Source organism: Streptomyces sp. NPDC042201 (assembly GCF_055582185.1).
Genome location: NZ_JBVJDS010000022.1, coordinates 18,373 through 30,071, shown reverse-complemented (window position 1 = coordinate 30,071; position 11,699 = coordinate 18,373). Strand labels below are relative to the sequence as shown.

The following is an 11,699-nucleotide window of genomic DNA, read 5'->3' as shown; positions in this document are numbered from 1 at the left end:
GCTGGAGCCAGGGCCTCACGGGGAAGCCCCAGGCATGCGCACGTGGCAGCCGGCGGGGGTCAGGTGCCGACTACTTCGGCGATCTGTTCGGAGTCGCGCAGAGCTCCCGCCCAGAGCCGGATATCGCTGACCCGCCCAGGCAGGTAGTTGCCCCATGCACCGAGGTAGCCCGTACCGACTGACAGTTCGTCGCTACCGACCGCTGCGGTGTAGGCCACGTCATCCCCTTGCGAAACCGCGGAGAGGTAGAGCCTGATCGTCTTGTCCTGCGCGTTGTACACCCCGGTCAGACGTGTCCCGGAGTCCAGGAGCGCGGCCTCCTTGCTGATGGCGGAGGTTCCGGTGCCATCAGCCGTCAGCCGTCCGAAGTGCCAGCGGCCGACCGGAACGGTCTTGGTCTTGATGTCACCGTTCTCATCAAGGAGCGGATCGCCGTTCTCGTCGAACTGGATCTCCACATCGGTGCCGGTCTTCTCGAACCACAGACTCCACGAAGAACCCGTAGCGGTGCGCTGACCGAGGATCTGTGCCCTGTAGCCGTCAGGCTTCGTCAGTACCTTTGCCGAATCGACGGCTGCTTGTGTAGTGACCGTGAACGATCCCGAGTCGTCCACCACCGGCCCGGGTGTGGTTCCGGCCCCGATGCTCCCGTCCAGTACAAGCTCATCGTTGTCCAGCGAGGCACCTGCGGAGAGCGTGAGTGGACGTCCATAACCGGAGAGTGTGTCGTTGAGGACCGTACCTGTGGCACCAGCGGGATCCCACGCGGCAACGAGTTCAGCCATCGGCTGGCCGGACGCGTCGCGCGGCGTCGCATCCGCCGCGATCTGGGTGCCGCTGCGGGCGTCCTGCCACACCGTGACCTCATCGATCACACCGGGGAAGTAGTCGGTGTACTGCCCGGACACCTGTACGCGGCCGATCTGGAGCGGACCGGACGCAGCCCACGCGGTCGTGTGCGCAACCGTGCCTTGCAGCTCGCCGTTGACATAGAAGCTGATGGTGTTGCCCGCCGCGTCGAATACACCGGCCAAGTGGGTCCAGACCTTCGCAACAGCAGTGTTCTTGGAGGAAACCCGCTGATAGGACCATGTCTCATTGGCAGGAGCGTCCGCACTCGCCCCCCGGAAGGTCCACTTCTGGGCGGAGTGCTCGTAGCCGATCAGAAACGGGCTGCGATTCACACCGTTCTGACCCATGACCGTGGCGTCACGGGTGGGTACATCCATACGGACCCACGCGGCAAGCGTGTAGGAGGCGCGGGTGTCGACGACGGCACCCGCAGTTGCGGCGTACCCCGTGCTGCCGTCCAACTTGAGACCGTTGTCGGGGCCCTTCACTTCCGGTGCGGTGTCCGTGGCCGGGGTCAGGGTGATCTCTCCGCGGCGTCCCTGGTCCGTACGGGTTGCCCCGCCGGTCAGTGTCGCGTTGTCCCTCAGCGCGGGGTCGGTCGTGGAGGAGTCGACGGCCACTCCGGACGTCTCTTGAAAGTTCCAGTGCCCGACCGGTCCGTCGCTCTCCTTGACCACGAACTCGACCTTGCTCTCTTCGCCCCACCCGATCGCATCCTTCGCCTCGACAGTCAGAGTGACTGTGCCCGATGTCGGCGGAACAGGAGAGATGTTCACTGTCCCACCGGTCACAGGCGCTGAGAACTCGGTGTCTGTGGACAGCTTGTAGTGATAGGCGCTGTTGGTGTCACCCGGCGCGGGGCCGAGAGTGAACGAGCCCGCCATGCCCGGCTTGCCCTTCGGGACACAGTCATTGTCCGTGCACGGCGTGTACGGGCCGTTGAACGTGATGAGCGGTGACTTCGGCGCCTCAGTGTCGACCTTGAAGTAGCACCAGCCGGTCGTCGAAGCGTTCGACGGGCCCGCCAGCCACTCCGAGCCGTAGTACGACCTGGTCCAGGCCCGGTATCGGTACAACCCGTTGTTCGCCAGGGCGTCGGCCGCCGCTGGCGATGCCGTGACCTTCACGTTGTCGCCGACCGGACTGGTCGGGCGCAGCATGTCGTCGATCGCCTTGGTCCAGGTGGTACCGGTCTTCTTGTCCAGTGCCATCACCACACGGAGGCTGGCTCCGGACTCGCCACCGGACTCCGTCTGCGCCGTGGCGGTGAGTGCCGGGGTGGGGTCGGTGACGATCGCCGGGGCGGTCTCGCTGGTCTTGCACGTCGGACTGGCGGACGTGACCAGTCCGATGGCGCTGGGCTTGGCAGGCTCACCGACGTACTCCACGCTCAGCACAGCGTCGTCGTCGAAACGCTTCCAGGAGATGGTGTCGGACTCGTCCTTGGCCATCAGCATGAGCGTCAGCCGGGCGATCTTCCCGTCGGCGAAGTTGCGGACCGTCGGCGTGAGGTTCTCGTCCGGCTCCGGCGCGTAGTCATGGAACTCGATCGGCGCACGGGGCTGCGACGGCGAGCAGTTGCTGCCACGGCCGGCGGATACGTTACGGTCACCCATCTGGTCGAGCTTGGCCGGACCGGGCCACTTGCTGGAACTCGAAATATTGTCCGTGCGCTCCAGGTCCACCCATCGGGCATCGCAGGAGAATGACCATGTCTCGGTCACTCGGAAGCGAGCGTCCAAGACGTGTTTGCCTTTCAGTTTCCGGGATCGAACTCGAAGTACATACGGTTCACATAACCGTTGCCGCAGTAGTACGACACCCCACCGATCACCGCCGAGCCGCACTTGCCGACGCTCATACCGTTGTCGCCGCCGGAGAAGTTCCAGAACACATCGCCGTCCGAGGAGAGGACCGTGCGCTCCGACTCATTCAGTTCGACCGACGGGTCGATGTAGAGCGGGTACTCGGCCTCCTCGGTCTTCGCGAGTAGATCCGCATCCGGCGTGACCGTCACCGATCCCTCCGAGACAGCCATGTCCAGGACTACTGACTCGTCCCCGGCACCGGGGCCGGCCAGCGGATCGCCTTCCTCGAACGGGCCTGCGGCAACGGGCTCGTCCGCGCTGCCTTCTTCGCCCGCGAGGTAGAGCGAGCGCTGTGCTGCCGCAGGACGGGAACTGTCGCCGGCGGAGTTCCACATCTGGGCCGCAGGAGAACGGAACACCGCTCGGCCGTTGCCGTCCAGAGCCTCCACTCCCCCGCCGACGCCTGAACGAACTGTCAGCTGCTCAGCGCTCAGTTGGTACTCGATATGGTCCAGGGCGGGATTCGAAGCCGCCGCAGGAGTCTCGACTTCCAGCACCTGGCGGAAGCCTTCGACGGTGGCGGTCACGATCAGGTTCACGTCCGGCAGAACGTCCTCGTATACCGCTCGCTCGCCTTCCAGCCGGGGAGCGGGAAGGCTACCGGGCCAGCCCAGCGAGACCGAGCGTCCGCCCTCGGCGATGGTGACAAGGTCCGCTCCGTCGCCGCCGGGTGAGAGCGAGAGGTCCACCGCGGCAGCCTTCGGCCCGACCGATCCGCCCTCTCGCACCATCAGAGTGGCATCCGGATCCGCCCAACCGCCTCCGGTCGCCGCCACCCTCACAGGTGCAATCGACTTCTCCAGCGTGAACGTCGTCCCGTCTGGATTCGCGAACACCGTCTCCCGCTCGGAGCGCTCCTCAACGACCTCGACGCGCTCACCCGACTCAAGTGCGGCCGCAGACGCGCGCGACTGCGCGGAGTCCGGCGCTTGGTCCGCCGGTTGACGAACAGACGCCGCAGCCTCCCAGTTCAGAGCAGGAGCCCCGGCTACGAAAGTGGTCGCGACGACCAACGCACACACAAAGTGACGCGTTCGACGCCACACCCCACAGTTCACAGACCCACCCCAACGTCCACACAGCTTCAGCAAAAGTCAGCCAAATATGGAGGTGCCGTTCAGACCAGTCAAGGGTGATGTGGATCACCAACGGGGTTGGTTGCAACAGGGAAGAGGACGGGTTTCGTCGAAGTGAGCATGCCAGTCGGCAAACGCGGAACCCCAGCACTCGCACTCAAAGGCCCGCGCAACCGGGGCTGTCAGAACGAATTCACCTCCGGCGCTCGGACCGCGACACACACGTCGCTGTGCCCCAAGCGCACGATCTTCCTTAGTGCGAAGCAGACGCAGCCTCCAGTAAGTACGCCGGAACCAGCACCACACACCGCCACGTGGCCATCACAGCCGGCATCCCAACCAGGGACGCCCCTCCTCCAGCGGTACGCACCGTGATGATCGCCTCGCTCCGCCTTTCGGCGAAGGCATCCAGCCCTCCGAGGTCGGCGGGCTGAGGCAGTAACCGGGCAACGGAGTTGGGCCGTCACGGGAGCCGCGGCATCAGGCACGTGCCCGCCGTCCATGGACGGCGGGGCGTAGTGCGACAGACAGGCGTTCCGCAGCAGTCACGCGAAACCAGCCAGGAGATCTCCACGACCAGCACGACTTCCTGCCCCTTCACAACGCGCCGGTTGTCGCACCGCCAGACGTCCGCAGCCCACAAGAGACAGTGCCGCCACGCACTCCACCACAGCCCGGATGTCCCGCCACTGCCTCGCCCTCACCGGCGCCCATGACCCACGTGCAGGTCACATGGTCGGCTTCGGGATCTCCCGTCTGTTCGACACCTTCGGCCGATAGCCTGACATATCCATTTCCGGTGATGCGGGAGGCGGTGAGGCGGGCAAGGGCCTACAAGGGGTTATCGGGGGTCGGAAAATCGGCACACCCCGAGGTGCCTGTGGCGCCCGCCTCTTCACGTCTTCACGGGACGGTTTCGGATGATCGACAGACGGACTTTCAGCAAGGTCGTCGGCACGGGAATGGCCACGGCTTCACTCGCCGGTCTCGCCTCCGCGTGCTCGACGACCACAGCTGACCGAAGCAGCCCGACAGCTCCGCCGACGAACGAGCCGGGGAAGGGCAAGCCGGGGGACTCGGCGTTCGGCCCGCTGAAGCAGATCAGGGCCGACACGCTGGATATCGGTTACGCCGAAGCGGGCTCCGCCCAGGACCCCGCGGTCATTCTGCTGCACGGCTGGCCCTACGACATTCACAGCTATGTCGAGGTAGCGCCTTTGCTGGCGGCGAAGGGTTACCGAGCTATCGTCCCGTATCTGCGTGGCCATGGCACGACACGCTTTCTTTCGAGCAGCACACCGCGGAATGCCGAGCAGTCGGTTTTCGCGCTCGACATCGTCGCCCTGATGGACGCCCTGGGGATCAAGAAGGCGATCCTCGCGGGTTACGACTGGGGATCGCGGACAGCCGACATCATCGCCGCGCTCTGGCCGGAGCGCGTGAAGGGGCTCGTCTCCGTAACCGGCTATCTCATCACGAATCTGGAGGCCAACAAGAAGCCGTTGCCGCCGAAGTCCGAGTGGGCATGGTGGTATCAGTATTACTTTTCTACCGAACGAGGCCGACTGGGCCTCGAACAAAACCGAGACGATTTGGCCAAACTCATCTGGAAGTTCAACTCACCGACCTGGAACTTCACTGATGCCACATTCGACCGCACCGCGACAGCCTTCGACAATCCGGATTACGTTCCCATCGTGATCTACAACTACCGGTGGCGGCTGGACCTGATCAAGAGTGACCCCCAGTACGCGAGTCTCGAGAAGAAACTCGCCCAAAGCCCCGTCATCACCGTGCCCACCATCACCCTCGACGGCGAGGTGGACCCCTTCACCCCTCCCGGCAACGGCTCCTCGTACCGCGACAAGTTCACGGGCACGTACGCGCACCGGACCTTGAAGGGAATCGGCCACAACGTGCCGCAAGAAGCCCCCGCGGCCTTCGCCCAGGCCGTCATCGACGTCGACACGTTGTGACCGGCGACGGCTGGAGCACGGGCGACTTCCTGCGCATCGGGCGGGGCGGCCTCCGGCGGTGGGGCCGCCCCCGGGCGTTCGGTCAGACGGTGGCGAGGAGTTCGAGCGTGTCGATCACACGGTTCGAGAAGCCCCACTCGTTGTCGTACCAGGCGACCACCTTGACGTGGCGGCCGTCGACGCGAGTAAGGGCCGAGTCGAAGATCGACGAGGCCGGATTGCCTGTGATGTCGGACGACACGAGCGGGTCGTCCGAGTACTCGAGGATGCCGGCGAGCGGCCCCTCCGCCGCGGCGCGGTACGCCGCCAGCACGTCGTCGCGCGTCACGTCCCGGGCGACGGTCGTGTTGAGTTCGACGATCGAGCCCACCGGAACCGGCACGCGGATCGAGTCGCCCGACAGCTTGCCGTCGAGGTTCGGCAGCACGAGGCCGATCGCCTTGGCGGCGCCCGTCGTGGTCGGCACGATGTTGACAGCGGCGGCGCGAGCGCGGCGGGCGTCGCGGTGCGGACCGTCCTGCAGGTTCTGCTCCTGCGTGTAGGCGTGGACAGTCGTCATGAAGCCGTGCTCGATGCCCGCGAGCTGGTCGAGGACCACGGCCAGCGGCGCGAGCGCGTTGGTCGTGCACGAGGCGTTCGAGATGATCGTGTGTGCGGCCGGGTCGTACGCGTCGGTGTTGACCCCGAACGCGAGCGTGACATCGGCGCCGTCCGACGGTGCGCTGACGAGCACCTTCCTCGCGCCCGCGTCGAGGTGGACACGGGCGGCCGAGGCCGAGGTGAAGCGGCCGGTCGCCTCGAGCACGACGTCGACGCCGAGCTCGGCCCACGGCAGCCGCACCGGGTCGCGCTCGGCGAGCACCGCGATGCGGCGGCCGTCGACGACGAGGTCATCCCCGTCGACGGTCACCGGGCGGCCGAGCCGGCCGGCCGTCGTGTCGTAGGCGAGCAGCCGGGCGAGGACGGCGTGCTCCGTGAGGTCGTTGACGGCGACGACCTCGAGGTCGCTGTCGCGTTCGAGCAGCGCGCGCAGCACATTGCGTCCGATGCGGCCGAATCCGTTGATGGCGATACGAGTCATGAGTGGTGTCCTTTCGGGTCGCTACCAGGTTCGCGCGCGGCGCCCGCGCGTGACGGCGGCGGGAGCGCCATGGTTCGAAAGGATCGCGCCAGGGGATGCGCGCTACTCGCCCTGGGTGAAGGTGCGCCGGTACTCACTCGGCGTCGTGCCGAGGGTGTGCCGGAAGTGCAGCCGCAGATTCGTACCGGTGCCCAGACCGACGTCGGCGGCGATCTGCTCGACGCTCCGCTCGGAACGTTCGAGCAGCTCACGGGCGACATCGATGCGGGCGCGCATGACCCACTGCATCGGGGTGTACCCCGTGTCCTTGACAAAGCGCCGGGAGAACGTGCGAGGCGACACCGCCGCATGCCGGGCGAGCGTCTCGAGGGTGAGAGGGTCGCCGAGCCGGTGCAGCGCCCACTCGCGGGTGGCGGCGAACCGCTCGCCGAGCGGCTCGGGCACGCTGCGCGGCACATACTGCGCCTGACCGCCACTGCGGTACGGGGCCGCGACCAGGCGCCGGGCCGCGTGGTTCGACGCGGCCACCCCGAGGTCGCCACGCAGAATGTGCAAACACAGGTCGAGGCCCGAGGCGGCGCCGGCCGACGTCAGCACGCTGCCCTCGTCGACGAACAGAACGTTCTCGTCGACCTCAACGAGCGGATGCTTCGCCGCGAGCGCCCGCGTGTAATGCCAGTGCGTCGTGGCGCGCTTGCCGTCGAGCAGGCCCGTGGCAGCGAGCGCGAAGGCGCCCGTCGAGATCGCGGCGAGCCGCGCGCCCAGATCGTGGGCGGCGATCAGCGCGTCAACGACGGCCTGCGGAGGGTCGTCACGGTCAGGAAACCGGTAGCCGGGGATGAAGACGATGTCAGCCCAGGCAAGCGCGTCGAGGCCGTGGGCGACGTGGTACGACAGGCCGTCGCCGCCAGTCACGAGACCGGGCGCCGCGCCACACACCCGCACCTCGTACGGCATGCTCGCGCGGGTGGTGAACACCTGCGCGGGAATGCCGACATCGAGCGGCTTCGCACCCTCAAGGACAAGGACGGCGACCCGATGCAGGCGTGAAACTGACACGGGGAACAGGGTACGCGGCGGAGTGGGGATGCGGTTCAGATACGCCGGCTGCACCGCACCCCGGCCGGGGTGCGGTCGACCGAAGGCCGGACCGCAACTCACTCCAGGGTGACGTGCATGCCGCCCCCGGCCAGGACAAGGTCAGACAGCCGCCAAAGTAGCCGCCCGGCCCGTTCTCCGCCTCGCCGAGCGCCAGTAGAGGCCCGGCGCGTCGGTGATGTGCCGGCCTTCGAGTCCGTAGGCCCGACCAGCCGGCTGGTCCCGGTGGGCGCGCCGAGGCCCGCTCTCGAACGAGATCGAACCAGGCCCCGCGGAGTCGGGTGCCGAGGCCGGACCAGGCGCTCAGGATGTCCGGCGGCCCGGCGAACCACCGCTCCCGGATGGGCCGGACGTATTCGGGAACGGGCTTGAAGAAGCCGCCGTCGAGCTCCAGGTCGATCAGACCCGTTCCCCAGACGGATGGGAGCCAGGCGCTGACCTTGGCCCACAGCAGACGTTCGGTGAGCGGCTCGCCCTGGTCGTCCCGTATTTCCGGCGCGGCCTGTTCCAGGTCCAGCGCCCGCCGGGTGCTCTCCATCAGTCCCGCCCGCAGCTGATCACCTGAACAAGCCCGCGCACGACGAGCGGGTGCGCCGCCTGCTCGCGCGGCACGACACGGGCAAATTCCCGGCAGGAGCCCAGCCACCGGTGCCCGTCACGCACTCGACGGAACCCCTGTGTCCCTCAGGCGAACCTTCGTAGTCGTCCAGAGGCCGGTGAGCACGAGACTGTCTGTCCCAAGGAACTGCCCTGGGCCTCCTGCCTCCTCCAGCAACCAGGCCTCAAGCGCCTCGTCTTCCGGCACTAACCACACTCGGTTACCCGACCAGCCGCGGGCCCGCGCGGAAGCAAGCGCGTCGCTCGTATCCGCCAGGATCAGCTCGCGCAGCTCGGCGGCGAGAGTCACCAGGTGCAGGACGGAGCGGGAGAGCCGGTCGAGCCGGATGACCTTCAAGGTGTCGCCCTCGGCGCATCAGGTGCATGACGGGGTCGAGCTTCGGCCGGGACGCCTTCGCGCCGCTCGTTTGCCGACGCTCCGGGGACCTAGGAGTCCGTCCGGCAGTGGGCGACCATCTCGGCGAGGAGTTGCTGGCCGACCGGCCCGGCCAGTCGGCCGCTGCCCGGCAGCGGCAGCGCGCCCGGCGAGGGGTACTGCGCGAGGCACTCGTTGCGGCCTTCCCAGCCGCGGCTGAGAACCAGGGCCTGTGGATGCGATAAGGCGGTTCCGGCTGGCGGTCACCGAGTGGGCGGCTGGCGGTGCGGGGGCTCCAGCAGCCGCCGCGGCCGCACACGAACTGGCTGCCAGCACCGCTTTGCGCACGGCCGTACTCGTGGAAGGGGTCAGCGACCCGGTCGCCCTCGAAGCGCCGGCTGCGCGTCACGGCCGCGCCCTGGGTGGGGAGGGCGCCGCCCTCATCCCGCTCGGAGGTGCGACCAGCATCGGCAGATTCCTGAATCTGCTGGGTCCTCAGGGGCTCAACGTCGGACTGGCTGGTCTGTGTGACGCCGGAGAGAAGGCCACTTTTCGCGCGCCCTTGAGCGAGCAGGTCTCGGCTGCGACCTCGCTCGCGCCGACATGGAGCCCCTCGGTTTCTACGTGTGCGTCGCCTGCTGATATGCGACCGACAGTCCCCATCGCCGAGGATCAGCGCGTCACTCCTTCCGGGCGACGTACCCCCACTGGTCCACGTCCGGATCCATCTGTCCCTCGGGATACCAGCGGTTGATCGGGCCGAGGCCGGGCGGAGGGATGGTCAGGCCGGCCGCCATAGCCGCCATCTCCTCGGCGGTGCTCGCTGTGTACGGGTGCGTGCCCGACGCCGCGTACTTGACGTTCGCCGCCGCGACCTCCGGTGAATCCAGCGTGGTGCACAGGACCAGGTAGCTGCCGGGAGCCAGGCGTGCCATGTAGGTCCCCACCAGCTTCGCCGCCGCGGCCGGGTCGGTGACGTGCCCGATGGTGGAGAGCAGCATCAGCGCGACCGGCTGGTCCAGGTCCAGCGTCCGCGCAGCCTGCGTCAGCACCGCGTCAGGGTCGGTCAGATCGGCGTCGACGTAGTCGGTGGCGCCCTCCGGTGTGCTGGTCAGCAGAGCCCGCGCGTGTACGAGGACGATCGGGTCGTGGTCGACGTAGACGATCCGGGCGTCCGGGGCGACGCGCTGCGCGACCTCATGGGTGTTGTCAGCCGTCGGCAGCCCCGTGCCGAGGTCGAGGAACTGGCGGACGCCGGCCTCTCCGGCCAGGTGACGGACCGTACGGCCGAGAAACGCGCGGGAGGCGCGGGCGATGTCGACCGCCGCTGGCCACTCCCGCATCATCTGCTCCGCGAGCAGCCGGTCGGCCTCGAAGTAGTCCTTACCGCCCAGCAGGCAGTTCCAGAAGCGCGCGCTGTGCGGCACATGGGGCTGAAGGTCAAGCTCCTGGTGCCGGGTCAGGTCTTCCGTCTCGTCCGTCATCGGGCGAATCCTTCCGGGAGCGGTGGGCGGGTAAAAGGCGAGCGCTGCGGGCCCAGCTCCCCCCTTGACGACGCGTGACGTCCGGGCCCCCGCATGACCCGCAGGAGGCAGTCGGGCGGGCCGGACACCCGCACACTCGGACGTTCCCCGCTCAGGCTGCGGGCGCCCGCAGCCCGGGCGGCCCGATCCAGAAGGCTGCCACAACGACAGGGGTCCTGTCCTCCGGTTCACGACAGGTAGGACAGGACCCCTGTCTGTTTTTCAGACCGGCCCCCGACGTCAGGAAGGCAACTGCTCCTGCTCCTGTTCGGTGAGATCGCGCATCAGCGCTGCGTATTCAGCGGGCCGCTGCTCGCGCAGGACCCCGAGCCGTACGCGAGCCCCCCGAGCAAAGTCTTCGGCAGCCATCTTCAGGTGCACATGCTGAACGATGTAGCGGCATCGTCGTACGGCAGTCGGCGAGGTTGCACGGCCTCTGAGTCGGTCGGAACACTGGCCGCGTCGGCAGCGGAGGGCTCGTCGTCTTCCTGCGCTGCCGGCCGGCGCTGGGCCGGTGGCCTCGCTGCACTCCGCGCTCGCTCGCCGACCGGCTTGTTGTCCGTGGACAACAAGTCCTTGCCCTCGCCTCCTGACGGCGCCTCGCCCGGTGGGGCCTCCTGAGCGGTCGGCTCCTGCTTGCCACGGTTGTTGTCCGCGGACAACAAACTGGGATCCCCGGCGCGCAGCGCCTGGAGCTGGATGCGTTCCTCGGCTTTGGCCAGGGCCGTCGCGTCCTTCAATGCCTTCAGGCGGTCCAGAAGCGCGACAGCGCGTCCAGACCGACATGCACCGCGCTGCGGAAGCACCGCTCACCGTTGACCAGGACGTGGCCGACATCGACAAGCCTGCCCTCGTGGTCCGGCCACAGCGCGAGATAGGCGGCCCGGGTCACGGCCACGCACGCGGCCGGCTGCGCTTGGCACAACTCCTCGCCGAACCAGGTCTTGTCCTCGTTCGTGGCGAAGTTACAGCGCGGATTGAGAGGTGTGGGGGAGACCTCATCCAGCCGCAGCCGCACCAGGTTCGCAGACGGGCACGTCTCCCTGCGTGACGGCCTTGGCCCGGCCTCGAGCACTTCGGCCGCGCCGCGCAGCACTGAAAGAAGCGCCGGTTCCCAGCCGTTCTGCGACGCTCATCCGCTGATCCTCCGTGCGATCGTCCGCATTGCCTCCGCCTGCTCGTAGTACGCGGCATACGCCAACAGCGGAGCCTTCATACGCACCGCCTCCCGCTGATCCTTCAGCTCCGGCAC

Annotated in this window: 11 protein-coding genes and 1 pseudogene; 3 read left to right on the top strand and 9 right to left on the bottom strand. The window is 67.7% G+C overall.

Annotation, left to right across the window (positions count from 1 at the left end):
* Positions 1–59: 59 nt before the first annotated feature.
* Both ACZ6MZ_RS33680 and ACZ6MZ_RS33675 read right to left on the bottom strand, forming a co-directional pair.
* Positions 60–2,537, bottom strand: a complete 2,478-nt coding sequence (locus tag ACZ6MZ_RS33680; RefSeq protein WP_469356360.1) for a laminin G domain-containing protein — start codon at positions 2,535–2,537, stop codon at positions 60–62.
* A gap of 71 nt (positions 2,538–2,608) precedes the next feature.
* On the bottom strand, positions 2,609–3,733 hold the full coding sequence (locus tag ACZ6MZ_RS33675; protein WP_469356358.1) for a hypothetical protein: 1,125 nt from the start codon (positions 3,731–3,733) through the stop codon (positions 2,609–2,611).
* A gap of 983 nt (positions 3,734–4,716) precedes the next feature.
* Here ACZ6MZ_RS33675 and ACZ6MZ_RS33670 point away from each other — a divergent pair.
* Positions 4,717–5,772, top strand: coding sequence for an alpha/beta fold hydrolase (locus ACZ6MZ_RS33670; RefSeq protein ID WP_469356356.1), 1,056 nt, complete (start codon positions 4,717–4,719; stop codon positions 5,770–5,772).
* A gap of 82 nt (positions 5,773–5,854) precedes the next feature.
* On the opposite strand, the gene gap is transcribed toward ACZ6MZ_RS33670, so the two are convergent.
* From gap to ACZ6MZ_RS33655, 3 genes and pseudogenes are all read right to left on the bottom strand, one after another.
* A complete protein-coding gene (gene gap / locus ACZ6MZ_RS33665) occupies positions 5,855–6,853 on the bottom strand; it encodes a type I glyceraldehyde-3-phosphate dehydrogenase (protein WP_469356355.1) in 999 nt (332 codons plus the stop codon).
* 102 nt (positions 6,854–6,955) lie between these two features.
* Positions 6,956–7,912, bottom strand: a complete 957-nt coding sequence (locus tag ACZ6MZ_RS33660; RefSeq protein ID WP_469356353.1) for a GlxA family transcriptional regulator — start codon at positions 7,910–7,912, stop codon at positions 6,956–6,958.
* 142 nt (positions 7,913–8,054) lie between these two features.
* Positions 8,055–8,786: pseudogene (locus ACZ6MZ_RS33655) on the bottom strand (barstar family protein); the annotation flags it as partial.
* Between the two features lie 227 nt (positions 8,787–9,013).
* On the opposite strand from ACZ6MZ_RS33655, the gene ACZ6MZ_RS33650 reads away from it, so the two are divergent.
* Together ACZ6MZ_RS33650 and ACZ6MZ_RS33645 are read left to right on the top strand one after the other, a co-directional pair.
* Entirely contained in the window at positions 9,014–9,169 is a 156-nt protein-coding gene (locus ACZ6MZ_RS33650; RefSeq protein ID WP_469356351.1) for a hypothetical protein, read from the top strand.
* A complete protein-coding gene (locus tag ACZ6MZ_RS33645) occupies positions 9,157–9,678 on the top strand; it encodes a TOPRIM nucleotidyl transferase/hydrolase domain-containing protein (protein ID WP_469356349.1) in 522 nt (173 codons plus the stop codon). Before ACZ6MZ_RS33650 ends, ACZ6MZ_RS33645 begins: the two co-directional genes overlap by 13 nt.
* Here the strand turns inward: ACZ6MZ_RS33645 and ACZ6MZ_RS33640 are convergent.
* The 4 genes from ACZ6MZ_RS33640 to ACZ6MZ_RS33625 form a co-directional block, all read right to left on the bottom strand.
* On the bottom strand, positions 9,605–10,408 hold the full coding sequence (locus ACZ6MZ_RS33640) for an SAM-dependent methyltransferase (protein ID WP_469356347.1): 804 nt from the start codon (positions 10,406–10,408) through the stop codon (positions 9,605–9,607). The two genes, ACZ6MZ_RS33645 and ACZ6MZ_RS33640, sit on opposite strands and share 74 nt — an antisense overlap.
* Before the next feature lie 279 nt (positions 10,409–10,687).
* The gene (locus tag ACZ6MZ_RS33635; RefSeq protein WP_469356345.1) at positions 10,688–10,828 is read right to left on the bottom strand and encodes a hypothetical protein; all 141 of its coding nucleotides are present in this window, start codon (positions 10,826–10,828) and stop codon (positions 10,688–10,690) included.
* Positions 10,819–11,187, bottom strand: coding sequence for a hypothetical protein (locus ACZ6MZ_RS33630; protein WP_469356343.1), 369 nt, complete (start codon positions 11,185–11,187; stop codon positions 10,819–10,821). The genes ACZ6MZ_RS33635 and ACZ6MZ_RS33630 overlap by 10 nt, the downstream gene beginning before the upstream one ends.
* Before the next feature lie 5 nt (positions 11,188–11,192).
* Positions 11,193–11,465 carry a hypothetical protein gene (locus ACZ6MZ_RS33625; RefSeq protein ID WP_469356341.1) on the bottom strand — a complete coding sequence of 91 codons (273 nt, stop codon included), beginning with the start codon at positions 11,463–11,465 and terminating at the stop codon, positions 11,193–11,195.
* Between the last annotated feature and the right edge of the window lie 234 nt (positions 11,466–11,699).

Bases quoted from the DNA above. Each gene is read 5' to 3' on its own strand.
- gap (WP_469356355.1), bottom strand. From the start codon at position 6,853: ATGACTCGTATCGCCATCAACGGATTCGGCCGCATCGGACGCAATGTG.
- ACZ6MZ_RS33640 (WP_469356347.1), bottom strand. From the start codon at position 10,408: ATGACGGACGAGACGGAAGACCTGACCCGGCACCAGGAGCTTGACCTT.
- ACZ6MZ_RS33670 (WP_469356356.1), top strand. From the start codon at position 4,717: ATGATCGACAGACGGACTTTCAGCAAGGTCGTCGGCACGGGAATGGCC.